The organism is Dietzia sp. oral taxon 368 (assembly GCF_002999155.1).
GTDB lineage: Bacteria > Actinomycetota > Actinomycetes > Mycobacteriales > Mycobacteriaceae > Dietzia > Dietzia cinnamea.
Genome location: NZ_CP027238.1, coordinates 2,026,395 through 2,053,028 on the forward strand (window position 1 = coordinate 2,026,395; position 26,634 = coordinate 2,053,028).

Below are 26,634 nucleotides of genomic sequence, written 5' to 3' on the forward strand. Positions count from 1 at the left end.
CATGTCCCACGGTAACGCCCCGCTGACTCCGACGGGCAGGCTGCGTCTGGCCCGGTGTGTCGTCGAGGACGGCTGGACCCGTGTCCGTGCTGCCGAGCGGTTCAACGTCTCGGTGGGCACCGTGCGCAAGTGGGTCAACCGGTATCGCGAGTACGGCAAGGACGGCATGGTCGATCGCTCCAGCCGGCCCCACCACAGCCCGGGCCGGACACCGCGGCGGCGGGAGCGGCGGGTGATCGGCCTGCGCGTGTCCCGCCGGTGGGGGCCGGCCCGGATTGCCTACCACCTGGGCATGCAGCCCTCGACCGTGCACAAGATCCTGTCCCGCTACGGCTGTCTGCGCCTGTCGTTCACCGACCCGGCCACCGGCGCCCCGGTGCGTGCCGGCAAGCGGCAGGTGCGCCGCTACGAGCACGAGGCACCGGGCGATCTGGTGCACGTGGACATCAAGAAGCTCGGCCGCATCCCCGATGGCGGTGGTCACAAGGTCCTCGGCAGAGCCAAGGGAAAGCGCAACAGCAAGCGTCGAATGGGCTACTGGTACATCCACAACGCTGTCGATGACCACTCGAGGCTGGCTTATAGCGAGCTGCTGGAAGATGAGCGCAAGGAGACCGCGGCCGAGTTCTGGAAGCGGGCCGAGGCCTTCTTCGCCGATGCCGGTATCACCGTGCGCCGGGTCCTGACCGACAACGGCAGCTGCTACCGCTCCCATGCCTTCGCCGACGCCCTCGGAACCGAGGTCACGCACAAGCGCACTCGCCCGTACCGGCCGCAGACCAACGGCAAAGTCGAGCGCTACAACCGCACGATGCTCGAGGAATGGGCCTACGCCGAACCCTATTCCTGCGAAGCCGACCGCGCGGCACGTCTACCGGCCTTCCTGCACCACTACAATTTCCACCGCGGCCACACCGCGCTAAGAGGCGCCTCACCCGCAGACCGCGTACACAACCTGCGTGGACAGTACAGCTAGCGAACAAGGCCGTCGAGGGCGGCGTGCTCGTCCGGTGCGCCCTGCCGCCGCTCATCCACGGCGGCGCACAGTGGGCCATCCTCATGGCGCTGTTCGCCGGCCACACCAGCGTCCTCATCCCGGAGTTCGACCCCGAGGCGGTCTGGCAGGCTGTGACGGACCACAAGATCAACCTCATGTTCATCACGGGCGACGCCATGGCGCGGCCGATGATCGAGGCGTGGGACCCGGAGAAGTACGACGCGTCGTCGCTGTTCTACCTCGGCTCCTCGGCGGCCCTGTTCTCACCGTTCGTCAAGGACCAGTTCGTTGACGCCTTCCCGGGCGCGATGATCTCGGACTCGATCGGCTCCTCGGAGACCGGGTTCTCGGGCATCGCGCTGGCGGAGAAGGGCAAGACCCACACCGGCGGGCCGCGGGTGAAGATCGACGGCGAGACCACCGTCCTCGACGCCGACGGCAACGAGGTCGAGCCCGGCTCGGACGTCATCGGCAAGGTGGCTCGCACCGGCCACATCCCGCTGGGCTACTACAAAGACGAGGCCAAGACCGCCGAGACGTTCAAGACGTTCAACGGCAGGCGCTACGCCATCCCCGGGGACGACGCCCGCGTGGAGGCCGACGGCGCCGTCACGATGCTCGGCCGGGGTTCAGTGTCCATCAACACCGGCGGCGAGAAGGTGCACCCGGAGGAGGTCGAGGCCGCGCTCAAGACGCATCCCGACGTCTTCGACGCCCTGGTGATCGGCGTCCCCGATAAGCGGATGGGTCACAAGGTCGCCGCGGTGCTGCACACCCGCGACGGGAAGTGCCCGCCGATCGAGGAGCTCAACGAGTACGCGCGCAAGGAGATCGCCCGGTACAAGTGCCCGCGCGCGCTGTGGGTCGAGCCGTCGGTCAAGCGCAATCCCGCCGGCAAACCCGACTACCGCTGGGCCGCGGAGATCGCCGCGTCCAGTCCCGCCGACGACAGCCAGGAGATCAGAAAGTGAGCATTCGTACCTCTCTCACCGAGGAGTTCGGGATCGAGTATCCGATCTTCGCGTTCACCCCGTCCAAGGCGGTCGCGGCCGCCGTGACCCGCGCCGGTGGGATGGGGGTGCTGGGCTGCGTGCGGTACAACGACGCCGCGGAGCTCGACGAGGCCCTGACCTGGATGGACGAGAACACCGACGGCAAGCCGTACGGCGTCGACATCGTCATGCCCAACAAGGTGCCCACCGAGGGCAGCCCCTCCGACATCGCCGCGATGATCCCGGAAGAGCACAAGTCCTTCGTCAATCGCGTCCTCGACGACCTCGGGGTGCCGCCGCTGGGCGACGACGCCGCGAAGAACGCCGGCGTCCTCGGCTGGCTCCACTCGGTGGCGCAGTCTCACGTCGAGACGTCCCTCCGGCACCGGCCGGTGCTGGTGGCCAACGCGCTCGGGTCTCCGCCGAAGCACATCATTGACCTCACCCACGAGAACGGGTTGAAGGTCGCCGCGCTGGCCGGCGCCACCAAGCACGCCCTCGACCACGTCGAGATCGGGGTGGACATCATCATCGCTCAGGGCGGCGAGGCCGGCGGGCACACCGGCGAGGTCGCGACGATGGTGCTCGTGCCCGAGATCGTCCGCGCGCTCGACGGGCGCGCGCCCGTCCTGGCCGCCGGCGGGATCGGCGACGGGACGCAGGTCGCGGCGGTCGTGGGAATGGGCGCCCAGGGCGCCTGGATGGGGTCGCGCTGGCTCACCGCCTCCGAATACGGAGAGGACGGCGGGTCCAGGACCATGCAGAAGGCGCTCGTCGCGGCGACCAGCCGGGACACCGTCCGAACCCGCATCTACTCCGGCAAGCCCGCCCGCCTGCTCAAGAGCAAGTGGACGGACGCGTGGGCGGCCGCCGACGCCCCGCAGCCGCTGCCCATGCCGCTACAGAACCTGCTCGTCGCCGAGGCGCACCAGCGGATCTCCGAGGCGCAGGATCCCGAGATCGTGGCCATGCCTGCCGGGCAGATCATCGGCTCGCTCGACGGCGTGGTCCCGGTCGCCGAGACCATGAAGCAGATCGTGGCCGAGTACGAGGCCGCCGTCGAACGGCTGCGCGGCACGCTCGGCTGACCCATCCACGCAAATCCGCTACTCCGAACCCGGATCCGCTACCTCTCTGGGAGTAGCGAATCCGGATCCGGAGTAGCGGATTTAGTGTTGAGGCGCCTGAGGCCGGCGAACCGGTGTCGTCAGCTCCCCAGCACGAACAGCAGCATCGCGGCCCAATGGCACGCGAACGCGATCACGGTGCACGTGTGGAACACCTCGTGGAAGCCGAAGACGCCGGGTGCCGGGTCGGGTCGCTTGAGGCCGTAGACCACCGCGCCGCCGGTGTAGGCGACCCCGCCGACCAGCACCAGGATGACGGCGGCCAGGTTGGCGGTGATGAGGTCGCCGGCGAACCACACGGCGGTCCACCCCAGACCGATGTACAGCACCACGTACAGCCAGCGCGGCGCGGACAGCCAGAACAGGCGGAACAGGATCCCCAGCAGAGCCCCCGACCACACGAGCGTCAACAGGATCTGGGTGGTCGGCGGTTCCAGTGCCGCGACCGTCATGGGCGTGTACGTCCCGGCGATGAGCAGGAAGATGTTGCTGTGGTCCAGACGGCGCATCAGGGCTGCGGCCCGTGGCCTCCAGTTCACCCGGTGGTACAGAGCCGATATCCCGAACAGCAACGTCGAGGTGGCCAGGAACACGGCACAGGCCCAGGTCAGCGCCGTCCCCTCGGCGAGCACGGTGAGCACGACACCCAACGCGACCGCCACGGGCAGCGTGCCGGCGTGGATCCACCCGCGCAGTAGCGGCTTGGGCGGGACGGGCGAGGAGATGCCGAAGTCGTCATCGGCGGCGACGGCATCGTCGTTGATGCCGTCGCCGGCGGGATGCTTCAGGTCGGGGTTCACGGCGTGGTCCACACCCTGAAACCTACCGAGGACCTCATCCGGGGGTGAACGCTCCCGCCCCGTCGGGGCGGACCCAGACCCGGTCCCCGGCGGGGTTCGTCCCCAGAGAGGTGAGGTCGCGGGCCCGGAACTTGAAGCTCGCGGTCCTCGGGAGCGCCGATGTGACCCGGAGCAGCGACGGCCACTGCTTGGGGCCGAGGTCGGGTTGGGCGGCGAGGAAATCGTCGAACCCGTCCGCCAGGGCCGAGGCGTCTGCGCCCTCGCGCGGCACCACCGCCGCCGCGACGGCGTCGCCGATCACGGCCGGGCCGCGTACGGTCCCCGCCGGCACGGCGTACACGCCGACCTCGGCCACATCGGGGTGGCGTCGCAGTACGCGTTCGATCGGTGCGGCCGCCAGGTTCTCCCCGTCCACGCGCATCCAGCCACCGGACCGGCCCGCGAAGTAGACCCATCCGTCGTCGTCGACGTACGCGAGGTCACCGGAGTGGAACCGGCCGCCGCGCATCCTCTCGGCGTCGGCGGCGGGGTCGCCGTAGTACCCGGAGAACAGGCCCGGCCCGTCGGCGACCATCTCACCCACGGCCTCGTCGGAGTTGAGCAGGACGCCCGCGTCATCGAAGCGGGCGCGTGGGCACTCCTCGCCGGTCTCGGGGTCCACGACGAGCACCCCGGCCGGCAGCGGTCCGAGCGCGGCGTCGGGGGTCTCGGGCGTGCGGGTGACGGAGATGCCGCCCTCGCTCGAGCCGAACCCGTCGACCACGGTCACGCCGAATCGGCGCGCGAACTCGCGCCTCACATCGGCGGGGGCCTCGTTGCCGTAGACGACACGCATGGGGTTGTCGGCGTCGTCGGTCCGCTCGGGGGTGGCGAGGATGTAGGACAGGGGCGCGCCGACGTAGTTCGCGAACGTGCAGCCGTGGCGCCGGACGTCGTCGAGCCAGTTGGAGGCGGAGAACCGGCGGCGGAGCGCGATGGAACAGCCGGAGAACAGGGCGATCGGCCAGGCGACCATGACGGCGTTGGAATGGAACAGCGGCATCGCGCTGTAGACGCAGTCGCCCGGGCCGATGCCGAACCGTTCGGCGAGCATGCGGCCGGGCACGGAGATCTTGTTCTGCGTGATCCGAACGGCTTTGGGGTCGCCGCTCGTGCCGGAGGTGAAGACCAGCGCCACCAGGTCGTCGGGGCCGGTCGGCACGTCCGTGACCGCGGGGAGCGCGGCGTCGGCGTGACGGTCGAGCAGCGCGGCCCACTCGGGGGAGTCCACGTTGACCACCGGGATGCCGGGGACGAGACCGTGGAGGAGCGCCTCGTTGTCGGCGTCGGTGAGGATGAGTGCGCAGTCCGCGAGCGCCGCGTCGCGCAGGAGCGCCTCGCCGCGGCGCGTGGGGTTGAGGCCGGCCACGACGATCTCCGAGCACGCTGCCGCGCCGAGCAGGTGGAGATACTCGGGGGTGCCGGACATGAGGAGACCGATGTGGGGTGTGCGCGGCGGTGATGACGACGACGAGGCGATCAGTTCCCGCAGCGCCGCGATCCGCACGGCCGACGCGCGGACGGCGTTCGACCAGGGCGTGAGCCGGTCGTCGGACCAGATGCCGCGGTCGCCGACGGCGGACAGGGCGTGGACGGCGTCGGCGACGGAGGTGAACGGCCGGGCAGCGACGTCCGCGATGGTCTTCACCGCGCCGCTCACGCCGGGTAGTCCCAGGGGTCGCCCGAGGTGGCGAGCACGTCGCCGAGGTCGAGGAGCTGTCGGGTCGCGCCGCCGAGCCGGAACTCGTTCGCCTTGGCGGCGAGGAAGTAGCGGTGCGCGGGCTCCGAGCGGTCCAGGCCGACGCCGCCGTGGACGTGGACGGCGGTGTGCGCGAGTCGGTGACCGGCCTCGCAGGCCCAGAAGTGGGCGGAGGCAACGGCCGCGTGGGCGGTGGCGCCCGGGGCGCCTGCGCAGGCGTCGAGCTCGTAGGCGGCGCGCAGGGTGGACAGTCGCACGGCATCGACGTCGATCATCCCGTCGGCAAGGCGCGCGGCGACGGCCTGGAAGGTGCCGATGGGTCGGCCGAACTGGTGCCGCGTGCCCGCGTATGCGGCGGTGCGCTCGAGCGCGGCCTCGATGACACCCCACTGGTGGGCGGCCAGGTGGACGCGGCGGCGCAGGGCGTCGAACTCGGCGGGATCCCTGTGAAGGGGTTCGGTGTGGAAAACCGCGGGGGTGACGATCCCGGCGCACGAGAAATCAATCGGGATTGTGCGCTCGACGCTGAACTCGCCCGGCATCAACAGTTCGTCAGGCATTGTTCGCAGGTACAGGTAGGCGATCGGTGCCCAGTCGACCTCGAGGGCATCGCCGTCGGCGACCGCCGCGATGATGCGCCCAGTGGCCACGCCGTCGGCGAGGTCCGGGTCGCACCCGCCCAGGGCGTTGAGGAGATAAGCGGCGCGGATCGCGGAAGACAGGGGGACGGGTGCGAGGACACGGCCGAGCTCGCGCATGACCAGCGCCTCGCCCACGACGCCGAGCCCGGCACCTCCGAGTCGCTCGGGCGCCAGGGCCGCGGGCACGCCGGCCCGGACGAGCTCATCCCAGAACCGGGCGTGGAAGCGGGCGGTGTCCTTGTCCGTTCCGCCCGATTCGGTGCCGGGGCCGAACCGGGCGTCGAGCTCGCGCAGCGACTCGTCGGTGACCAGACGCTCGCCCATGTCGCGGACGAGGGCGGTGAGTTCGGAGGTCGTGTCGTCGACGGAGAAGTCCATGTCAGTGCTCCTTCCGGGGTCCGGCGCCGGTGGCAGCGGGGGAGACCCGGGGCGCCGGTGGCAGACCCAGGCCGGCGGTGGCGATGATGTCGCGCTGGACCTCGTTGGTGCCGCCGCCGAAGGTGAGGATGAGCGCCGAACGGTGCAGTCGCTCGATGCGCCCGTGCAGGGCGGCGGTGGGGGAGTGGGCGCGCTGATAACCGCTCGATCCGAGCACCTCCATGAGCAGGCGGTAGGCCTCGCAGGCCGTCTCCGTCCCGTACACCTTGGTCGCCGACGCGGCGATGCGCGTCGGGGCCGCGGTGTCGGCGGAGACGATCTCCCAGTTGCGCAGGGCCAGGTACTCGGCCATCGCGTGGACGCGGGCCAGGTGGGCGCGGACCCATTCGATCTCGATCACCGGACCGTCGCCCGGCAGACCCACGTCCGCGCCGGGCGTCGTGCGTGCCCAGGCCACCACCTGCCGCAGCGAGGCCTGAAGCGGCCCGGCGGAGGTGAGGGCGACGCGCTCGTGGTTGAGCTGGTTGGTCATGAGCGGCCAGCCGCCGTGTTCGGGGCCCACGAGGTTGCTCGCGGGGACGACTACGTCCTGGTAGTAGGTGGCGCTGGTGTCCGGGCCGGCCATCGTGTGCACGGGGGTCCAGGAGAAACCCTCGGCATCGGTGGGTACGACGATCATCGAGATGCCCTTGTGGCGCGGAGCGTCCGGATCCGTGCGCGCGGCCAGCCAGATCCAGTCGGCGTAGGCCACCAGGGACGTCCACATCTTCTGGCCGTTGATCCGGTAGACGTCCTGCCCCTCGAACCCGCCGGTGCCGGGCTCGCGCACCGCGCGCGTGCGCAGGGAGGCCAGGTCGGTTCCGGAGTCGGGCTCGGAGTAGCCGATACCGAAGTGCAGTTCGCCGCGGCTGATCCGGGGCAGGAAGTAGTTCTTCTGCTCGTCGGAGCCGAACGCCATGATGGTCGGCGCGACGGAGTTGATGGTGAGGAAGGGCACCGGCACGCCGGCGATCGCCGCCTCGTCGGTGAAGATGAGCTGGTCGATCATCGGCCGGTTTTTCCCACCGAACTCCTCGGGCCACCCGAGCGTGAGCCAGCCGTCGCGGCCCATCTCCGCCACGATCTCGCGGTACGCGTCGCCGTGTCCGTACTCGCCGGTGGTGGAGGTGAAGGCCTCGCGCCGTTCGGGGGTCATGAGCGCGGCGAAGTACTCGCGCAGCTCTCCGCGCAGACGTTCCTGGTCGGTGGTGTAGGTGATGTCCATATGCCCTAAGCTCATCGGTGAGTGGAACACGTTCTAGTGGCGTGACTCACATAGTATCCAACCATCTCGCGGCCATGGTTGCCGTGGGTGCGACCGAGGAGGACGGCATGAGAATCGAAGTCGATCCCGACCGCTGTGAAGGACAGGCCGTGTGTGTCGGCCTGGCGCCCAAGGTGTTCGAGCTGGGTGACGACGACGAGATCGTCCGCGTGGTCGTGGACGAGGTGCCCGCCGAGCTCGAGAAGCGGGCCCGCAAGGCAGTGGAGAAGTGCCCGATGGCGGCACTCGAGATCAAGGAGTGACATCACTATGACGCAGCAGTCCCTGGATGCCGATCTGTCGCTGGACGGGCGGGTCGCCGTCGTGACCGGGTCGGGCTCCGGTCTCGGTGCAGCGGAGGCGGTCGAGCTGGCCCGTTCCGGCGCGGCGGCGGTCGTCATCAACGACGTCCGGTCCTCCGAGGCCACGGACTCGGTGATCGCGGACATCGAGGCCGCCGGCGCCAGGGCGGAGCTCGTCGTGGGCGACGTCTCCGAGCGGGAGACCGCGGACGCGATGGTGGCGGCCGCGCTCGGGATGGGCGGGCTGCACGTCGTGGTGAACAACGCGGGCATCACCCGCGACAAGATGCTGTTCAACATGTCGGACGAGGATTTCGACGCGGTGATAAGGGTGCACCTGCGCGGGCACTTCCTACTGACCCGTAACGCGGCCGCCCACTGGCGGGCCGAGAGCAAGAAGGCGGAGGGGCCCGTCTTCGGGCGACTGGTCAACACCTCGTCCGAGGCCGGGCTCTTCGGCCCTCCCGGGCAGGCGAACTACGGTGCGGCCAAGGCGGGTATCACGGCCCTGACCCTGTCCGCGGCCCGGGTGCTCGAACGCATCGGGTGCACGGCCAACGCGATCGCTCCGCGCGGCCGCACCGGCATGACCGAGGGTGTATTCGAGGCGTGGGACGAGTCCGAGGGGCCGGACCCGCTCTCCCCGGATCGTGTCGCCGACCTCGTGTCGTACCTGGCGTCGCCGGCGGCGGCACAGGTCAACGGCCAGCTGTTCGTGGTATATGGCGGCATGGTGGCCCTCGTCGAGGCACCCGTGGTCGAGAAGCGGTTCGACGCCGCCGGCGGTGTGTGGGATCGCCGCGGGTTCGCCGATGCGGTCTCCGGGCACTGGTCAGACCGCCCGGAGGGCAAGTCCTTCTCCGCCGCGGAGATCATGAAGCTCTGACCCGGGCCCCGTCCTGTGTGACGTCCCCGGTGTGGTCGCGAGTTGACCGCACCGGGGACGACTCGGGCGCCCCACCTGCCGTGTTAGATTCCCCGGACACCGCAGGCGGGGCCTCCGGACGGGGGTGGGGGGAAGCCCTTGCCAGATAGAACGCGTTCTAGATATCGTGTAACCGCGATCACACCAAAATGGTCACTTGTTCAGCGGATCGGCTCTCGTGACCCGGTGTCGCGTGGTCCGCAGGGAAGACAGACGGGAGGGGGCACCAATGGCGAGAGTCCTCGATGCTCCGCTCAAAGGCGTCGGCGAGTTCTTCGCCATGACCCTCGACACGTTCGTCTCCTTCCCCTCGATCGTCCGTCAGGGCCGCGAGTTCATCGAGCAGTCCTGGTTCATCGCTCGCGTGTCGACCATGGCCACCGTGCTCGTAGCCATCCCGTTCACGGTACTGGTGAGCTTCACCCTCAACATCCTGCTGCGTGAGATCGGCGCGGCCGACCTGTCGGGAGCCGGCGCCGCGCTGGGTGCCGTCACCCAGGTCGGGCCGATGGTCACCGTCCTCATCGTCGCGGGCGCGGGCGCGACCGCCATCTGTGCCGACCTCGGCGCGCGCACCATCCGCGAGGAGATCGACGCGATGGAGGTGCTGGGGATCGACCCGGTCAAGCGGCTCGTCGTGCCGCGAGTGGCGGCCTCGACGTTCGTCGCGCTGTTGCTCAACGGACTGGTGTGCACGATCGGCATCCTCGGTGGATTCCTGTTCTCCGTGCTGCTGCAGGGGGTCAACCCGGGCGCGTTCGTCAACGGCATCACCCTGCTGACCGGGCTCGGCGAGCTGATCCTCGCCCAGATCAAGGCCGGCGTGTTCGGGCTGCTGGCGGGGCTCGTCGCCTGCTACAAGGGGCTTTACGTCCGCGGCGGGCCGAAGGAGGTCGGCAGCGCGGTCAACGAGACCGTCGTCTTCGCCTTCATGTGCCTGTTCGTGGTCAACACCGTCATCACCGCTGTCGGCGTCAAGGTCCTGGGGGCGTGACATGGCGGTGATCGAGACCGCCCGGTTCCCGCGCCTGTCACGGGCCCGGAACTCCGCGGTCAAGAGCTTCGACGATTTCGGCGACCACGCGCTGTTCTTCTGGCGCGCGCTGGTGGCGACGCCGCGCGCGCTGACCCAGTACCCCAAGGAGACGCTCCGGCTCATCGCCGAGATCGCCATGGGGACAGGGGCACTGGCCATGATCGGCGGCACCGTCGTCATCGTCGCCTTCCTCACCCTGGCCACCGGCGGTGTGATCGCCGTCCAGGGCTTCTCCTCGCTCACCGACGTCGGCGTCGAGGCGCTCACCGGCTTCTTCGCCGCCTTCATCAACGTCCGCATCGCGGCGCCGGTGATCGCGGGGATCGGCCTGGCGGCCACCATCGGCGCCGGGGCCACGGCCCAGCTCGGCGCCATGCGCGTGTCGGAGGAGATCGACGCGCTGGAGGTCATGGCGATCGACTCGATCACCTACCTGGTCTCCACCCGCATCGTCGCCGGGATGATCGCCGTGGTGCCGCTCTACTCGCTCGCGGTGATCGCCTCGTTCATCGCCAGCCGGTTCGCCACCGTCAACATCTACGGGCAGTCCGGCGGCGTCTACGACCATTATTTCGCGACGTTCCTCATCCCGACGGACATCCTGTGGTCCTTCGTCCAGGCCATCGCGATGGCCATCACGATCATGCTCATCCACACCTACTACGGGTACAACGCCGCGGGCGGCCCCGCGGGCGTCGGCTCGGCGGTCGGTAACGCCGTCCGCACGTCGCTCATCGCCGTCGTCACCGTGACCCTCCTCGTCTCGCTCGCCATCTACGGCGGGGACGGCAACTTCAATCTGTCGGGATAGGAGAGACGATATGGCGAGGACGGTGAGTCGGAGCGACACGACGCCCCGGCGGATCGCCGGTGCGGGACTGGCGCTCGTCATCGTCGTGGTGGTTGCGCTGTCACTGCTGTTGTTCGTCCGGGCATTCGACAGCCGCGTGCCGCTGACGGTGCGCAGCGACCGCGCGGGACTGGTCATGGAGGCCGACGCCAAGGTCCGCTCCCGCGGCGTGGAGATCGGCAACGTCACCGACATCAGGCAGGAGTTCGACGGCGCGACGATAGAGATCGAGGTCGACCCGGCCGCGCTCGAGGCCGTCCCGTCGAACGCGGTGGTGTCCATCGGTTCCAACACCGTCTTCGGTGCCAAGTCCGTAGACTTCGAGCCCCCGGCCGACCCCGCCCCGACCCACCTCGAGAAGGGCACCGTGGTGCAGACCACCAGCGTCACCACCGAGGTCAACACCATGTTCGAGGAGCTGACCGACACCCTCACGGCGATCGAGCCCGAGAAGCTCAACGCCACCCTCGGTGCGATCTCGGGCGGCCTCGACGGGCGAGGTGACCAGATCGGCCAGACCATCACCGAACTCAACGAGTACCTGGGCGAGATCAACCCGCAGATCGAGACCCTGCAGCGGGACCTGTCCAAGGGCTCGCGCGTGGCCCACCTGTACGCGGACGTCACGCCGGACGTCATGCGGGTCCTCGACTCGGGCACGGACGTGGGCACAAACATCCTGGCCAACCAGGCCCGCTTCGAGGCACTTCTGGCCTCCGCGATCGGCACCGGCGAGACAGGCAAGCGACTGCTGGCGGAGAACGGCGACGAGCTGGTAAAGACGCTGGCCGACCTGCGTGCGTCCACCAGCCTGCTGGCCGAGTACTCGCCCATGCTCACCTGCCTCATCGTGGGGCTCAACCAGGGGGTCGCCGGCGCCGGGCAGGCGTTCGGCGCGACCAACCAGTCCGGACTCGCGTTCCGGGCCGGGTTCCAGCAGGGCGTCAAGGCGTACGAGTACCCCAAGGACCTGCCCAAGGTGAACGCCAGTACCGGGCCCAACTGCTACGGGCTGCCGTTCCCGGACTCGGCGACGCACGCCCCGTTCGTGGTCACCGACACCGGTACCAACGTCATGGAGGGCCAGCCCAACGTGTTCACCTCCCGAGACAAGCCGCTGATGGGCCCGCTGCCGGAGCCGCAGCCGGGCGTCCCAGCGCCGCCGACGCTGCTGCAGCTCATGCTCGGCATGGACGGAGGTAACCCGTGAGCGCCGCCCGCGCCGCCGCGCGCGAGCTGAAAGCGACCACCGTCAAGCTCGGGATTTTCGCCACGGTCATGATCCTGGTCCTGGTGGGCCTGATCGTGGTGTTCAGCGAGTACCGCTCGGGCGATTTCGAGCGCTACAACGCCCACTTCGCTGACGTCTCGGGCCTGGAGTCCGGGGACAAGGTTCGCATCGCCGGTATCGAGGTGGGGCAGGTCCGCAGGATCGACCTCGAGGAGGCCAACACCGCGAACGTGTCGTTCACTGTGGCCGGCAACCAGGTGGTCCACCAGAGCACCGAGGCCGTGGTGCGGTACGAGAACATCACCGGCGACCGCTACCTCGAGCTCAAGCGCGGCGAGGGCCTGCAGACCCCGCTCGAGCCCGGCGGGACCATCCCGCTGGACCAGACCGCCCCCGCACTAGACCTGGACGCCCTGCTCGGCGGCTTCCGCCCGCTGTTCAAGGCACTCGACCCGGCCCAGGTCAACCAGCTCTCGGAGTCGATCGTCAAGGTGTTCCAGGGGGAGGCCGGGACCGTCCAGGACCTGCTGGCCGCGACGTCGTCGCTCACCCAGACCCTCGCCGACCGCGACCAGCTCATCGGGGACGTGATCACCAACCTCACGTCCGTGCTCACGACCGTGTCCGAGAACCAGGAGAACGTGGACTCCATCGTCGACGATCTGCAGCAGCTCGTCTCCGGGCTGGCCACCAACTCGGAGCCGCTCGCCGAGTCGGTGTCCAGGCTCAACGACTCGAGCGCCAATATGACCACCCTCCTGTCGGACGTGCGGCCCTCCCTCAAGCAGGACATCGCCCAGGTCGACCGCGTGGCCACGCTGATCAACGACGACGAGGAGTTCGTCGAGGGCGTCATCAACCGGCTGCCGTCCGACTTCGAGAAGATGAGCCGCCTCGGCGTCTACGGCAGCTTTTTCCAGTTCTACCTCTGTGGCGTGATCGTCGAGTTCACCAACCCGGTCACGGGCAAGAGCTCGTTCATGCCGCAGTATGAGCAGAAGACGGGACGGTGTGCGTTCCCCGATGAGTAAGAACAAGGACAACAAGCCACCCCGGGGGCAGCTGCGCTTCCGCGACCGCGACCCGGTCAGGACCGGGATCTGGGGTGCGGTCGGGGTGGTCCTCCTCATGGGGGTATCCCTGAACTACGACCGCATCCCCTACGTCAACGGCATGCACGGGGCCACCGCCTACGTGGCCGACGCCGCCGGGCTCAACACCGGCGACGAGGTCCAGGTGGCCGGGATGAAGGTCGGCAGCGTCCGCAAGATCCAGCTCGACGGCGACAAGGTGCGTGTGCATTTCGACATCAGCACCAAGGTCGACCTGGGGACCGACACCTCGGCCCAGATCAAGACCGACTCGATCCTCGGCCGCCGGGCCCTGGCCGTGTTCTCCGACGGGCGCGGCGAGCTCGCCGACCGCACCATCCCGCTCGACAGGACCTCGGTGCCGTACTCGCTGACCTCTGCGTTGGGGGACCTCAGCGACACAGTCGAGGCCATGGACACCGACTCCGTCCAGGAGGCTCTCGACGTGCTGTCCGAGACCATGGAGCAGTCCTCACCGGAGGTCGCCGGCGCGATCGAAGGCATCACCCGGCTGTCGCAGTCGCTCAACAAGCGCGACGAGGCGGTGTTGGACCTGCTGGACAAGGCGGCCGGGACCACGGACGTGCTGGGCCGCCGCAACGAGCAGATCAACCAGCTGATGGTGGACGGCAACACCCTGTTCACCGCGCTCGACCTGCGCAAGCGGGCGTTGAACGAGCTGGTGACCAACATCGACACGCTCGCCCAGCAGCTGTCCGGCGTCGTCCAGGACAACGAGGCGCAGCTCGGACCCGCGCTCGACAAGCTCGAGCGGGTCTCGGACCTGCTCATCCGCAACCGGGAGGACATCGACCTGGGCCTGCGTCGGATCGTGCCGTACTCCACGGCGCTCGGCGAGGCGGTCGCCTCCGGCCCGTGGTTCAACGCGTACGTGGTCAACCTCTCGCTTGGGCACTACCAGCAGACGCTCGTGCGTGACCTCATGCCGCTCATCGACGACCGTGTCCAGCCCGAGCCCGGGCTGGTCCGCGAGCCCACGATGCCCGGTGTCCCGGAGGCGACCCTGCTGGACGAGTTCCCCGGGTGGGGCGAAGGGAATATTCCGGGATGAGACGACTCCTTTCTCCGACTGTCCCCAAGGTGATCGCGCTGATCGCCGTGGTGGCCCTGGTCGCCGGCGGGGTGTGGTGGTTCTCCTCGCGCACCAAGACCATCACCGCGTTCTTCCCCACCACGCAGGGGGTCTACAAGGACGACACGGTCCGGGTGCTCGGGGTGCGCGTCGGCACGATCTCCGACATCACCACCGAGGACGGCATGTCGCGGGTGACCATGAAGGTGGACGAGAACGTGGCCGTCCCGGAGGACGCCAATGCGCTGCTCGTGGCGCAGTCCCTCGTCGCCGAACGGTTCATCCAGCTCACGCCTGCGTACACCGGCGGGGCCGAGATGCCGGACGACGGGGTCATCCCCATCGAGCGGACGGCCGTTCCGGTCGAGTGGGACGGCGTCAAGGAGCAGCTCATGAAGCTCTCCACGGCGCTGAGCCCGGAAAAGGGCGAGAAGACCGGCCCGCTCGGCGACTTCGTGGACTCGGCGGACTCCATGTTCGAGGGCAACGGTGCCGAGATCCGCGACGCGCTGTCCGAGGTCTCGCGGACCATGTCGCTCATGTCCGACGGGCGGGAGAACCTTTTCACCACCCTGAAGAACCTGCAGTTGTTCGTCACCGCGCTCTCGCAGAGCGAGGAGCAGATCGTCTCCTTCGGTGGGAAGCTCGCCAGCGTCTCGGAGGTGCTGAGCGGTCAGACCGAGCAGATCGACGCCGCGCTGCGCGACCTCGACCTGGCGATCATGGACATCAACCGGTTCCTCGAGAACAACGGCGACCGCCTGTCGGTGGGCGTGGACAAGCTGGGCCAGGCCACCAAAGTGGTCCGCGACCGCCGCGCCGATGTGGAGGGCATGCTGCACGTGGCGCCCACCGCGATGTCGAACTTCTACAACATCTACCGGCCGTACCAGGGGACGCTGCACGGGATCCTGGCCATGAACCAGATGGCCAACCCGGCCAACTTCCTCTGCGGCGCGATCGCCGGCCTGGACAACAACACGTCGGAGTCCGACGCCGCACTGTGCGCGCAGTACATGGCGCCACTGTTCAACTCGCTGACCTCCAACTACCCGTACGGTCAGGTGACCCCGCCCATCACCCCGACCGCGGAGCCGGATCAGATCATCCAGGCGCAGCGTCCGGGCACCCAGACCCCGCCCGGCGTTCAACCGCCCTCGGCGCAGCCGGATCCGCTGGTCAACGTGGTCAACAAGGGTGACAACCTCACCGACACCCTGCTTCCGACGGGAGGTGCGTGATGGCCGAGGCGACTTCCCGCGACCGCGCGCAGCGGAACGGGCCGCGGCGTTCCCGGCTGCTGGTCGGCGGCGCGCTCGGCGCGGCCGTCCTGCTGGCCGGGACCGGCTGTACCTGGAACGGGCTCAACTCACTGCCCCTGCCCGGGGCGCAGGGACACGGAGACGGGGCCTACCAGGTCACCATCGAGATGCCCGACGTCACCACGATCACGCGTAACTCGCCGGTGCGCGTCAACGACGTCAACGTGGGCTCGATCAGCCACATGGAGGTCGAGGACTACACGGCGATCGTCACGGTGACCCTCAACGGGGACGTACGGCTGCCGGCCAACGCCCACGCCAAGATCGGGCAGACCAGCCTCCTCGGCTCGCAGCATCTCGAGCTGTTCCCACCGCCGGACGGAGGGGCGGAGGGCACGCTCGCGGACGGTGACGTGATCCCGATCGAACGGGCGGGCGTCTACCCGACCACGGAGCAGACCCTCTCGGCCCTGTCGGTGGTGCTCACCGACGGCGGCCTGGCCCAGTTCTCGACCATCTCCGAGGAGCTCAACACCGCCCTCGACGGACGGCAGGTGGACGCCAAGGAGGTCATCGGTCAGCTGGAGACCACCGTCAGCGGTCTCGACGACCAGCGGGCCGACATCATCGCGGCCATGGAGGGCCTGGACCGCCTGGCCCGGCAGATCGACGAGCAGAACGACACTCTGGCCAAGGCGCTCTCGCAGATGCCCGCCGCGCTCGAGCTCATCAACGACCAGAAGCAGGAGCTCACCACGGCCCTGGTGTCGCTGGGCGATTTCGGCCACAAGGCCAGCCAGATCATCGATGCCGGCGGCGGGCAGAACCTCGTCGCGAATCTGGAGGACCTCGTCCCGGTCCTCGAGGCACTGGCCAACTCCGGGCGTGACCTCACCCAGGTGCTGAGCACGCTCATCACGTTCCCGTTCCCGCAGTCGGGCATCGACAACTTCCTGCGGGGCGACTACGCCAACCTGTACATCCACGCCGACATGTCGATGCCGCGTCTGAGCGAGACGCTGCTGCTGGGAACCGAGTTCGGTAACCGCATGGCGGGCCTGGAGGGCTACGTGGGACTGGCGCCCGGCTCGTCGATGGAGCCGGACCCGTTCGCGCTGGACGTCGCACCGGCCGAACCCGCCGAGCCGCCGGCCGGCGAGGCACCCGCGCCCGCGCCGGACCAGTCCCCGGCACCGACCGAGGAGGCCCCCCGATGACGCGACTGGTCAAGATCCAGCTGACGGTCTTCGCAGTGGTGACGGTCGTGGCGCTCACCGTGATGGCCGTGGTCTACCTGCAGCTGCCGCGGGCGCTCGGCTGGAAGCGCACCGACGTGGCGCTGGAGATGCCGGACACCGGCGGGCTGTACGAGAACGCCAACGTCGCCTACCTGGGCAACACGATCGGCCGGGTGGACTCGGTGACGCTCAAGCCGGGCATGGTGGTGGCGAAGCTCCACTTCGACTCGCGGGCCGATGTGCCCGAGAACGTCCGCGCCGAGATCCGCAGCGTCTCGGCGGTGGGGGAGCAGTTCGTCGAGTTCGTCCCCGAGGGGTCCCCCGAGGGTCGGCTCGCCGACGGCACGGTGCTCGGCGAGGACAGGGTGGACATGCCGCAGGGCATCGGCCCGGTGCTCGACCAGGCGACGGTGCTCATGGCGTCGATCGATGACGCCAAGATGCGCCGGGTGATCTCGGAGTCGTTCGACGCGTTCAACGGGTCGGCGCGCGACCTGCAACAGTTCCTGGATTCCGCCCAGCTCCTGCTGGAGGAGGCCAGGACGAACGAGGACGTGACGCGCAGGCTCATCGCCGACGCCGAGCCGGTACTCGACTCGCAGCTGGAGTCCGCGGATTCGATCCGGGCGTGGACCCGCAACGTCGCGGACATCACGGACCAGCTGCGGGGGAACGAGCCCCAGCTGACCTCGATCATCCAGCGGGGACCCGACGCACTGGGCCGGGCCACCAAACTGCTCAACGACCTCCAGCCCACTCTGCCCGTGCTGGTGGCGAACCTGGTGAGCGTCGGCGAGGTGGGCGTGGTCTACAACCGCTCGATCGAGCAGCTGCTGGTGATCTACCCGGCGCTGGTGTCGGCGCTGCTCACCGCCATCGACGGGGCCAGGGACACCGGGCAGATCAAGGTTGACTTCAACCTGCAGATCAACGAGCCCCCTCCGTGCACCACGGGGTTCCTGCCCGCCGAGGACCGGCGCAGCCCGGCGGATCTCACGGTGCCGGCGCAGATCAACGGGATCTACTGCAAGATCGCCAAGGACTCCACCATGACCGTCCGTGGTGCGCGCAACCTGCCGTGCATGGAGTTCCCGGGCCGCACCGGCGCCTCCCCGGAGGAGTGCCGGGCGGACGACTTCGTCCCCCAGGGCATCAACCCGCCGAACACCAGTGAGGTGGGACCGCCCGGGGACAATCCGAACGCCTGGAACGTGGTGCCGTCGGGCGCCACCGCAGGTCAGGAGGGGACCACCTCGGCGGCCGTGTACGACCCGTCTACGGGCGAGTACGTTGGCGCGGACGGCGCCGCGTACCGTCAGCTGGACCTGGGCGCCGACAGTCGGCTCGACAAGGACGCCGACCTGGCCGCCATGATGACGAATGGAGTCGCGTAGTGCCACAGCCAGACCAGGCCTCCACCGACGGTGGGAGGGCCGGGCTGATCACGGCTGCGGTGATCGCCGCGATCTGCCTGGTCCTGGCGCTCGTCGCCACTGTTTTGTGGCTCGGCGAGCGCAACCAGGCGGCGGACGTCCGGGCGGACCGGGCCTCGCAGGCCGAGCTCGATGCCGCGTACCAGGACACGGCCGTCAACGTCATGACCAAGCTGATGACCATCCGGCAGGAGACCCTGTCTGAGGACGTCGACGAGATCGTGGGCCTCATCGAGGGCGACTTCTCGGAGCAGTTCGCCCCGCGCCGCGACTCGTATGAGGACGTGGTGACCACCACCAAGGTCGTCGCCGACGGCGTGGTGACGGCGGCGGCGGTCGAGCACTCCTACCCCGACCGGGCCGAGGTGATCATGGCCATCGACCAGACCATCGGCAATCCGAAGTCCGACGAGGACCAAGACCGCCAGTACCGCGTCCGCGTGACCGTCAACCGGCACGACGACGGCACGATGAAGGTGTCGGGGGTGAACTTCATCCCATGAGCAGCCCGAACTCCGACGTGCGCGCCGCCCGCCGCGCCCAGCGTGAAGCCGAACGCGCCGCGCGCGCCCAGCGCAAGGCCGACGCCGCGCGGGAACGCGCACTCGAAGCCGCCCGCGCCGGCGGTCTCTTCGAGGGGATGGCGGCCATGCCCCGGACCGAGACCTCCGAGGCCGTCGACACTTCTGGGGACACCGGGTCCGCCGGGTCGGCCGAGGACTCGGGAGCCACCGGGGCCGCCCCTGCACCGACCGCCGCCCGGACCCCGCTCGACCCGGCCCGCCGGCGCACCCTGATCACGGCCCTGTTGGTGGTGTCGGTCCTCCTCGTCGTCGTCGCCGGTCTCGCGAGCTGGCAGTACGTCGAGGCGCGTGAGGCCACGGCCACCGAACAGCGGATCGCGGACGCGCCCCGCGCGGCCACCGACGAGGCGCGCGAGATCACCACCCAGATGTTCACCTACGACCACCGGACGGTCGACGCCGACCTCGCCGCCGTGCGCGACCGGCTCGCGGACCCGGCCCTGACCGAGTTCGTCGAACAGTCCATGCCGACCGTGGCCTCGGCCGCCAAGCAGCAGGAGGCCACCGTCTACGCGACCGTCGCCGCCGCGGCCCCGCAGGAGGTCGTGGACGCCGATCACGTCACCGTGCTGGTCATGCTCAACCGCATGGTCTCGACCAAGGAGAACCCCGAGGCCGCGAGCTCGGCGTCGCGGCTCAGCGTGGCCATGGAGCGTCAGGACGGGACGTGGAAGCTCGCCGAACTGGAGGCGCTGTAAGGAGCCTCGCTATAGGCTAGTCGCCGGACGTCGCGTCGAGCGTCTGAAAGAAGCGGCGGGCCCACGCGTGGACGTCGTTGCCCAACACCTGACGACGCAGGGTGCGCATGCGCCGGCGACGCTCCTCGGCGGAATCGTTCACCGCGGTCATGATGGAGTCCTTGACGCCGTCGAGGTCATGGGGGTTGCACAGGTACGCTTGGCGCAGCTCCGCGGCCGCGCCTGCGAACTCGCTCAGCACCAGCGCACCGTCGCCGTCCGTGCACGAGGCCACGTACTCCTTGGCCACCAGATTCATGCCGTCGCGCACCGGCGTCACCAGCATGACGTCGGCGGCCGCGTAGAACGCCGTCAGTTCCGACTTCGGCACCGGACGGTGGATGTACGTCACCACCGGGTGCCCGATCTCCCCGAACGACCCGTTGATGCGGCCGACCGACTCCTCGATCCGTGACCGCATGATCTGGTACTGCTCGACGCGCTCACGGCTCGGTGTGGCCAACTGGAGCAGGGTCACGTCCGAGGGCTCCAGACGGCCCTCCTCGAACAGCTCCTCCAGCGCACGGAGGCGGACGTCGATGCCCTTGGTGTAGTCCAGCCGGTCGACGCCCAGCATCAGCACGCGTGGTGACCCCAGCTCCTCGCGCAGGCGGGAGGCACGGTCGCGGGTCTCGCGACTGCGCGCGGTGGCGTCGACGGACGCGGAGTCGATGGAGATCGGGAAGGCGCCGACCCGCACCATGCGGTCTCCGACGCGGATCTCGGAGGCGCGCCCACGGGCTGAGCGCAGCCGGACTGACGGGTGGCCGCGCAGTCGGCTGGCGAGGATCCGGAAGTTGTCCGCACCACCGGGCAGATGGAAGCCGACCAGGTCGGCACCAAGCATGCCCTCGACGAGGTCGGTCCGCCACGGCAGCTGCATGAACAGCTCGACGGGCGGGAACGGGATATGGAGGAAGAACCCGATGGTCAGGTCGGGGCGCAGCTCGCGCAGGAGCGCGGGCACCAGCAGCAACTGGTAGTCCTGCACCCACACCGTGGCGCCCTCGGCGGCGGCCTCGGCCGTGGCCTCGGCGAAGCGCGTGTTGACCTCGCGGTAGGCGGTCCACCACTCGCGGTGGTACTCGGGCGGCACCACGACGTCGTGGAACAGGGGCCACAGCGTGCCGTTGGAGAAGCCCTCGTAGTAGAGCTCGACGTCACGCGCGGACAGTGTGACCGAGTGGAGGCGGATACCGTCCGCGTCGAACGGCTCGGGAGAGGCGTCCGGGACGCCGGGCCACCCGACCCAGGCGCCGTCGTTGGCCTTGAGGATCGACTCGAGCGCCGTGACGAGGCCGCCGGGGCTGGCCTTCCAGTGCTCGGTGCCGTCCCGATCGATGACGAGGTCCACTGGGAGGCGGTTGGCGACGACGACGAAGTCGGCTCCCGCTCCGGTCGACGTCTGCCCGGTACCGCTCGTCATCCGTGTGCCCTCGTCTCGAGTCGTCGTGTTCTGCCTACTCCGCGTCGGCCGTCACCTGCGGCTCCGGGCCGATCCCCAGCATGTCGAGGAGCATCCGGCACTCGTCCGCGTCGGCGGAGTACGACGCCACGACCCGGCGGGCCTGATCGGCCGTCTCGTCTGCGACCGGCTCCAGATCGTCGAGTTCGGGTTCCTTGCTGGCGGCGGCGGATGCCATCGATGTCCTCCTGGGGTCGGTGGGGGACGAGGGCGCCGGGTGGCGGCGTCGTCCACGGCCGATTCTACGTCACTGGTCGGCGGCGGCCGACCTACGCAGATTCCGGGTGACCCATTCACCGAACACGATCCCGGCGGCCAACGCCACCGCGATCGCCAACGCCTGGAACATCAGCCCCAGGCCGATGCCCGTCTGATCGCTCGTCAGCGCGGACAGGCCGCGGTACACCGACAGGCCCGGCAGGAACGGGGTGATGCCGGCGACGGTGACGACCAGCGGCGGAACGGTCGCGATACGGGCGAGGATGCCGCCGAACAGGCCCATCGTGCACGCCGCGAGCGCCGAACCGACGACCACGCCCAGGCCGGTGGCCGTGACCGCCTGGAAGATCAACATTCCGGTCGCCCCGACGGCTGCGGCGAGCCAGGTCGAGCGCACCGTCGCGTAGCTGGCCACAGCGAACCCGGCGGCGCCCACGCCGGCGGCCAGCACCGCCACGTGGACAGCGGCGTTGCCGGCGATGGCCGGATCGATCGGGGGAGGGGACATGCCCAGGCGGTCGAATGCCGCGAGCCCGATCGTGATTCCGCCCAGGACCCCGCCGGTCATGACCATCGTCTCGACCCCTCGCCCGGCGGAGGTCACGGGGAACCCGGTGATGGCATCCTCGATCGCGCCGACGAGGGTCAGGCCGGCGAGCAACACGATGATCCCCGCCGCCACCAGCTGGGACGGTTGGACCTCGATGAAGTTGTCGCTCACGGCCACGTACGCTGCCAGAGCCCAGGCGGCGGCGATGAACCCCCCGACCACCTGCTGGAAGAAGCTGGGCAAGCGGTGTCGATCCAGGGCCCGGTTGGCGTACATCAGGGCGAACGTCGAGACCATCGAGATGAGGCCGGCCAATGGGCTGCCCCCTAGTTGGATGACGACCGCGCACCCGAGCATCGCCCATCCCAGGACCGCGACCCGGAAGGAATGCGGATGCGGGGAGGCCACGATCTTCTCGACCTCGGCCGTGGCCTGGTCGACGGTGAGTTGACGGCGCACGACGAGGTCGATGAGGCGGGAGACGCGGGTCACTCGCGTCATGTCGACCGTGCGGTAGTTGACCACCCGGATCACCGAGATCGGCGGCCGCCCGCGTCGCCGGTTGACGCCGATGGTCAGCGACGTGAAGGTGACCTCGACCGTCGCGCCGGGGAGCCCGAACGCCGCCGCCACGGACTCCGCCTGGGCGACGGTGTCCGCGGCACCCTCGCCCGAGGACAGCAGGATCCCGCCGATCTCAAGGGCGAGGTTGAGTACGTCGGTGACGGCGCCGTCGTCGTCGAGGTCGACCGGGGCCATGGGGGACAGTGGCGGTTCCACCGCCAGGTCCATGGCCGACTTGCGCAGTCCCAACCACGCCAGGGGGCGGGTGAGCGGTGCCGGTGCGTCGCGGGTCTCCACGGTGCACACCGTAGTCAAGAGCCCCGACGGCGGCCGGGTTAGGATGTGTGCCGGGTCCCGCGACGGCGCGGTGACCCGTGCTGGAGTGGCGCAATTGGTAGCGCACCCGACTTGTAATCGGGCGGTTGCGAGTTCAAGTCTCGTCTCCAGCTCTCGAGCCCGTCCCGGCAGCTTGGTCGGATGCTGAGAACACGCCAAGGTTGTGGTTGTGGATTGCCGGCTCCGGGCGAGAATTCGCAGATCAGTCGACATCGTCAGCGTTTTGCCGCCGGTGAGTAGAATGTTCTCTAATGCCGCCGCCAGGAAGACGCCGCCGAGATGACTGAGTCCGCCACAGATACCGCCATCGCGTGGATGGCCGCCCTCGCCGCCGGTGACGCCGAGGGCGCCATCGCATTATCGTCCCCTTCGATCGTCTACACGACGGGCCAGGTCAGACGCTACGTCGGCCATGACGGGATCCGCGACATCGTGTCCGATCTGGCGCGGCTTGGAGGCTTCCTCACGATCGGGGTGGAGGGGGAGGTCCTGGAATCCGAGGGTGTGGTCGCGCTTCGTCGGATCGAGCGGTTCACGCTGCCCAGCGGGGGGATCGAGATCCGTGGGTGCTCCTTCGTGGAGGTGGAGGACGGGGTGGTCACGCGATGGGCGGACTACAAGAGTATGGAGACGATCGATGACGTCATCGGATGACGGGGTGGGGGCCGGCACGGGCGGGCGACGGCCGCGCTACGGGGGCCCCGGGGAGGTGGCGAAGGCTCTGGTCGAAGCGGCGTTCTCCGGCGACTTCGAGGCCGCCAGGGCATGCTGCACTCCTGATCTCGTCCTGACGATGGAGGGGATCCAGACTGTTCACGGACACCAGGGCCTGAGACACGTGATGGAGTTCAACGCCGAGGTCTCCCGGGACGTCGGTGTCGATATCCACCACGTCCTCGGTTCAGGGAACACCGCGGCGATCAACCGGACCACCCATCTCACGATCGGTGGTAAGCGGATCCACCTCGAGGTCGGGTCGTTCTTCGTCGTCCGTGACGGTCTTGTCGCGGAGTGGACCGACTACCAGGACATGCGGGTCGTCACGCGAGCTCTCGGGCACTGAGTCGGGGTCGGTGACCCGGCCCGGAAATACGGGTCAGTCCCCGGGGACGAACTGCCCGTAACCGAGATCCCGCAATGACCGTCGGAGGGTCGCGGCCGCCGCGTCGGCCTCCTCGGCCGGTGTGTCGGGATTCGCGAGCGACAGGTCGAAACCGGACATGTCGTCGGCGGGGAAGATGTGGACATGGGTGTGTGGAACCTCGAACCCTGCGATGAGGTAGCCGGCGCGCGTGGCGCCGAATCCCTCCACGACGGCCTTGCCGACGGCCTGTGCCACCTCGTTGAGCCGGGTCAGCAGCGCGGGTTCGAGATCGGTCCACCGATCGACCTCGGCGCGTGGAACGACCAGGGTGTGGCCGGGCGCCACCGGCGCGATGGTGAGGAACGCGACCACCTCGGGGTCCTCCCACACGAACCGACCCGGCAGTTCACCGGCGATGATCTTGCTGAAAACCGTTGACATGGCCGACAGCTTACGTATGGGGGCGGTGGTCTCAGGTGGAAGATCGGCAAGAAGTGGTCTAATGGACGTGTCTGCCACCAGGCGGGTGGCATCGCCCTCTCTACTCACGCGAAGGAGCATCGACATGGTCGAAGCAGTTGTTGCGACAGCAGGGGGCACGGTGAAGAAGAGGGCTTACCACCACGGCGATCTGCGCAACGCGATCATCCAGGAGGCGACCGCGCGTGCGAGGGTCTCGGGTGAGAAGGCGATCGTGCTGCGTGAGATCGCCCCGCACATCGGCGTCTCCGCGACCGCGGCGTATCGACATTTCGCAAACCGTCAGCAACTCGTCGAGGAGGTCGCGGCCCTGGGCTTCGTCGAGATGAAGGATCGACTCGAGAACCTGGTCGCCGGGGGCGTCGAGTCCGATCCCGTCCTCGCCGCCTACAGGGAATTGCGCGAGGCCGCTCTCGCGATCGTGGGTTTCGCCATCGACGAGCCGGCGTGGGCGCGGACGATGATGGAGAACCTGGGTTCGTCGGAGACCGTCGCGACGCACGCCGGTGACATCAACCTGGTCCTTCAGGCGATCATCGAGCGAGGAATCGAGGCGGGGGCGTTCCGGCCCGGGACCGTCATGAACGACGAGCTCCCGCTGTGGGCTGCGATGGACGGTCTGAGCGCGCAGGCGCTGTTCGGGATCCGCCCGATGCGCACTCCGGAGGCACTCGACTCGGCCGCTCGGACCATCGATCTGTGTCTGACGGACATGCTCACCGATGCGGGCCTGCGGGTCCGCGACACGGCGTTCCCGGCCGTCTCCGTCTCCGTCGACGTCAAGGTCTAGACCCCTCGGCCTCCGGTCCGGGTCAACCCGATCCGGCGGCCGGACTACTGTGGTCACCGTGCGCATTCTCGTGATCGGTTCCGGTGCCCGTGAGCACGCCCTCCTCGTCGCCCTCGCCGCGGATCCCACGGTGACGGAGCTCCACGCAGCGCCGGGAAACCCCGGCATGGTGCAGGCGCAGTGCCACGAGGTCGCGGTCACCGATCCGGCCGACGTGACGGCCCTGGCCCGCAGGGTCGACGCCGGGTTGGTCATCATCGGCCCCGAGGTGCCGCTGGTCGCCGGAGTGGCCGACGCCCTTCGCGGCGCCGGTGTCCCCGTGTTCGGGCCGTCCGCCGATGCCGCCCGCATCGAAGGGTCCAAGGCATTCGCCAAGGACGTCATGGCCGCCGCGGGAGTCAAGACGGCGCGAGCCGAGATCGTGGACTCGCCCGCCGACCTCGATGACGCCCTCGACCGGTTCGGCCCGACCTGGGTTGTCAAGGACGACGGCCTGGCCGCGGGCAAGGGCGTCGTGGTGACGCCCGATCGTTCCGCCGCCCGCGCACATGCCCTGGCCTGTCTCGACGACGGTCATCCGGTGTTGTTGGAGTCGTTTCTCGACGGTCCGGAGGTCTCCCTCTTCTGCCTGGTCGACGGGGAGACCGTCGTGCCGTTGCTGCCCGCCCAGGACCACAAACGGGTCGGCGAGGGAGATCGCGGCCCGAACACCGGCGGCATGGGTGCCTACGCCCCGCTGCCGTGGTTGCCCGAGGGGATGGTCGACCGGATCGTCTCCGAGGTGTGTGAGCCGGTGGCCCGCGAGATGGTCGCCCGCGGATGTGGCTTCTCCGGGCTCTTGTACGCCGGGTTGGCGATCACCTCCTCCGGGCCCGAAGTCGTGGAGTTCAACTGCCGCTTCGGGGATCCCGAGACGCAGGCCGTGCTGGCCCTGCTCGAGTCGCCCCTGGGGGAGACCCTGCACGCCGTGGCCACCGGCCGGCTCGCCGACCTCCCGCCGCTGGTGTGGCGCGACGGGGCCGCGGTGACCGTGGTCCTCGCTGCCGAGCATTACCCGGCCACGCCGCGGCGAGGAGACCTCATCGAGGGCGCCGAGCAGCCGGGGGTGCTGCACGCAGGCACCGCCCGCGATGCCGAGGGGCGCCTCGTCTCCGCCGGCGGCCGCGTCCTGTCGGTCGTCGGAACGGGAGAGGACCTGGCCGCGGCCAGGGCCGAGGCGTACCGGATCCTCGACGGGGTGGACCTGCCCGGCGGCCACTTCCGACGCGATATCGGGCAGGCCGCGCAGGAGGGGCGCATCAGCATCCCCGGCTGACATGTTCGGTCGATGCACCGGGGCAGGTCTCGCTGAGCGGCGGCCCGCTGCCGCTGGTAGTCCCGGGCGTGCC

26 protein-coding genes, 1 tRNA gene and 1 pseudogene are annotated in these 26,634 nt (G+C 69.3%); 20 read left to right on the forward strand and 8 right to left on the reverse strand.

The window, feature by feature from the left end; translation table 11 throughout:
* The first annotated feature begins 1 nt into the window (after position 1).
* The 3 genes and pseudogenes from C3V38_RS09485 to C3V38_RS09495 all read left to right on the forward strand — a co-directional run bounded on the left by C3V38_RS09485 (position 2) and on the right by C3V38_RS09495 (position 3,077).
* Positions 2-976, forward strand: a complete 975-nt coding sequence (locus tag C3V38_RS09485) for an IS481 family transposase (protein ID WP_106385357.1) — start codon at positions 2-4, stop codon at positions 974-976.
* Positions 973-1,968, forward strand: a pseudogene (locus C3V38_RS09490) (AMP-binding protein); the annotation flags it as partial. The gene C3V38_RS09485 and the pseudogene C3V38_RS09490, both read left to right, overlap by 4 nt.
* Before the next feature lie 2 nt (positions 1,969-1,970).
* Entirely contained in the window at positions 1,971-3,077 is a 1,107-nt protein-coding gene (locus tag C3V38_RS09495) for a nitronate monooxygenase family protein (protein ID WP_174705803.1), read from the forward strand.
* Positions 3,078-3,196: 119 nt separating this feature from the next.
* Here the strand turns inward: C3V38_RS09495 and C3V38_RS09500 are convergent, their stop codons facing one another.
* Genes C3V38_RS09500 through C3V38_RS09515 form a run of 4 tightly spaced genes read right to left on the reverse strand, consistent with a single transcriptional unit; the run spans position 3,197 to position 7,937 of the window.
* Complete coding sequence (locus tag C3V38_RS09500; RefSeq protein ID WP_254425942.1) at positions 3,197-3,916, reverse strand: hemolysin III family protein; 720 nt, start codon at positions 3,914-3,916, stop codon at positions 3,197-3,199.
* Between the two features lie 34 nt (positions 3,917-3,950).
* Positions 3,951-5,615, reverse strand: a complete 1,665-nt coding sequence (locus C3V38_RS09505; RefSeq protein ID WP_106385661.1) for an AMP-binding protein — start codon at positions 5,613-5,615, stop codon at positions 3,951-3,953.
* A complete protein-coding gene (locus tag C3V38_RS09510; RefSeq protein WP_106385662.1) occupies positions 5,612-6,673 on the reverse strand; it encodes an acyl-CoA dehydrogenase in 1,062 nt (353 codons plus the stop codon). Before C3V38_RS09510 ends, C3V38_RS09505 begins: the two co-directional genes overlap by 4 nt.
* 1 nt (position 6,674) lies before the next feature.
* The gene (locus C3V38_RS09515; RefSeq protein WP_106385663.1) at positions 6,675-7,937 is read right to left on the reverse strand and encodes an acyl-CoA dehydrogenase family protein; all 1,263 of its coding nucleotides are present in this window, start codon (positions 7,935-7,937) and stop codon (positions 6,675-6,677) included.
* A 107-nt stretch (positions 7,938-8,044) separates the two neighbouring features.
* On the opposite strand from C3V38_RS09515, the gene C3V38_RS09520 reads away from it, so the two are divergent.
* The 12 genes from C3V38_RS09520 to C3V38_RS09575 all read left to right on the forward strand — a co-directional run bounded on the left by C3V38_RS09520 (position 8,045) and on the right by C3V38_RS09575 (position 19,719).
* Positions 8,045-8,239 (forward strand): ferredoxin, encoded by a 195-nt coding sequence (locus tag C3V38_RS09520; RefSeq protein ID WP_061229450.1) that lies wholly within the window; start codon positions 8,045-8,047, stop codon positions 8,237-8,239.
* Positions 8,240-8,246: 7 nt separating this feature from the next.
* Positions 8,247-9,164: a 3-oxoacyl-ACP reductase gene (locus C3V38_RS09525; protein WP_106385664.1), complete on the forward strand. Its 918-nt coding sequence runs from the start codon at positions 8,247-8,249 to the stop codon at positions 9,162-9,164.
* A gap of 268 nt (positions 9,165-9,432) precedes the next feature.
* Positions 9,433-10,197, forward strand: coding sequence for an ABC transporter permease (locus C3V38_RS09530; protein WP_061229438.1), 765 nt, complete (start codon positions 9,433-9,435; stop codon positions 10,195-10,197).
* A 1-nt stretch (position 10,198) separates the two neighbouring features.
* Entirely contained in the window at positions 10,199-11,050 is an 852-nt protein-coding gene (locus C3V38_RS09535) for an ABC transporter permease (protein ID WP_061229437.1), read from the forward strand.
* A gap of 10 nt (positions 11,051-11,060) precedes the next feature.
* Complete coding sequence (locus tag C3V38_RS09540; RefSeq protein ID WP_106385665.1) at positions 11,061-12,299, forward strand: MCE family protein; 1,239 nt, start codon at positions 11,061-11,063, stop codon at positions 12,297-12,299.
* On the forward strand, positions 12,296-13,351 hold the full coding sequence (locus C3V38_RS09545) for an MCE family protein (protein ID WP_106385666.1): 1,056 nt from the start codon (positions 12,296-12,298) through the stop codon (positions 13,349-13,351). The genes C3V38_RS09540 and C3V38_RS09545 overlap by 4 nt, the downstream gene beginning before the upstream one ends.
* Positions 13,344-14,483, forward strand: coding sequence for an MCE family protein (locus C3V38_RS09550; RefSeq protein ID WP_106385667.1), 1,140 nt, complete (start codon positions 13,344-13,346; stop codon positions 14,481-14,483). Before C3V38_RS09545 ends, C3V38_RS09550 begins: the two co-directional genes overlap by 8 nt.
* Positions 14,480-15,745: an MCE family protein gene (locus C3V38_RS09555; protein WP_061229434.1), complete on the forward strand. Its 1,266-nt coding sequence runs from the start codon at positions 14,480-14,482 to the stop codon at positions 15,743-15,745. The genes C3V38_RS09550 and C3V38_RS09555 overlap by 4 nt, the downstream gene beginning before the upstream one ends.
* Complete coding sequence (locus tag C3V38_RS09560; protein WP_106385668.1) at positions 15,745-16,983, forward strand: MCE family protein; 1,239 nt, start codon at positions 15,745-15,747, stop codon at positions 16,981-16,983. Before C3V38_RS09555 ends, C3V38_RS09560 begins: the two co-directional genes overlap by 1 nt.
* Positions 16,980-18,398, forward strand: coding sequence for an MCE family protein (locus C3V38_RS09565; protein ID WP_106385669.1), 1,419 nt, complete (start codon positions 16,980-16,982; stop codon positions 18,396-18,398). The genes C3V38_RS09560 and C3V38_RS09565 overlap by 4 nt, the downstream gene beginning before the upstream one ends.
* Positions 18,398-18,940 (forward strand): hypothetical protein, encoded by a 543-nt coding sequence (locus C3V38_RS09570; RefSeq protein WP_106385670.1) that lies wholly within the window; start codon positions 18,398-18,400, stop codon positions 18,938-18,940. The genes C3V38_RS09565 and C3V38_RS09570 overlap by 1 nt, the downstream gene beginning before the upstream one ends.
* Entirely contained in the window at positions 18,937-19,719 is a 783-nt protein-coding gene (locus C3V38_RS09575) for a hypothetical protein (RefSeq protein ID WP_106385671.1), read from the forward strand. The genes C3V38_RS09570 and C3V38_RS09575 overlap by 4 nt, the downstream gene beginning before the upstream one ends.
* 16 nt (positions 19,720-19,735) lie before the next feature.
* On the opposite strand, the gene C3V38_RS09580 is transcribed toward C3V38_RS09575, so the two are convergent.
* From C3V38_RS09580 to C3V38_RS09590, 3 genes are all read right to left on the reverse strand, one after another.
* Positions 19,736-21,184, reverse strand: coding sequence for a trehalose-6-phosphate synthase (locus tag C3V38_RS09580; RefSeq protein WP_106385672.1), 1,449 nt, complete (start codon positions 21,182-21,184; stop codon positions 19,736-19,738).
* 34 nt (positions 21,185-21,218) lie between these two features.
* Positions 21,219-21,401, reverse strand: coding sequence for a hypothetical protein (locus C3V38_RS09585; RefSeq protein ID WP_007633643.1), 183 nt, complete (start codon positions 21,399-21,401; stop codon positions 21,219-21,221).
* Between the two features lie 69 nt (positions 21,402-21,470).
* Positions 21,471-22,853: a threonine/serine exporter ThrE family protein gene (locus C3V38_RS09590; RefSeq protein ID WP_254425943.1), complete on the reverse strand. Its 1,383-nt coding sequence runs from the start codon at positions 22,851-22,853 to the stop codon at positions 21,471-21,473.
* A 79-nt stretch (positions 22,854-22,932) separates the two neighbouring features.
* Here C3V38_RS09590 and C3V38_RS09595 point away from each other — a divergent pair.
* From C3V38_RS09595 to C3V38_RS09605, 3 genes are all read left to right on the forward strand, one after another.
* A tRNA-Thr gene (locus C3V38_RS09595) sits at positions 22,933-23,005 on the forward strand.
* Positions 23,006-23,171: 166 nt separating this feature from the next.
* Positions 23,172-23,546 (forward strand): nuclear transport factor 2 family protein, encoded by a 375-nt coding sequence (locus C3V38_RS09600; RefSeq protein WP_106385674.1) that lies wholly within the window; start codon positions 23,172-23,174, stop codon positions 23,544-23,546.
* A complete protein-coding gene (locus C3V38_RS09605; protein WP_254425944.1) occupies positions 23,530-23,955 on the forward strand; it encodes a nuclear transport factor 2 family protein in 426 nt (141 codons plus the stop codon). Before C3V38_RS09600 ends, C3V38_RS09605 begins: the two co-directional genes overlap by 17 nt.
* Positions 23,956-23,988: 33 nt before the next feature.
* Here C3V38_RS09605 and C3V38_RS09610 read toward each other — a convergent pair whose 3' ends face one another.
* Positions 23,989-24,417 carry an HIT family protein gene (locus C3V38_RS09610; RefSeq protein WP_106385675.1) on the reverse strand — a complete coding sequence of 143 codons (429 nt, stop codon included), beginning with the start codon at positions 24,415-24,417 and terminating at the stop codon, positions 23,989-23,991.
* A gap of 124 nt (positions 24,418-24,541) precedes the next feature.
* Here C3V38_RS09610 and C3V38_RS09615 point away from each other — a divergent pair, with 124 nt between their 5' ends.
* Positions 24,542-25,246, forward strand: a complete 705-nt coding sequence (locus C3V38_RS09615) for a TetR/AcrR family transcriptional regulator (protein ID WP_254425945.1) — start codon at positions 24,542-24,544, stop codon at positions 25,244-25,246.
* 58 nt (positions 25,247-25,304) lie between these two features.
* Positions 25,305-26,561: a phosphoribosylamine--glycine ligase gene (gene purD, locus C3V38_RS09620; protein ID WP_106386444.1), complete on the forward strand. Its 1,257-nt coding sequence runs from the start codon at positions 25,305-25,307 to the stop codon at positions 26,559-26,561.
* The last annotated feature ends 73 nt before the right edge of the window (positions 26,562-26,634 follow it).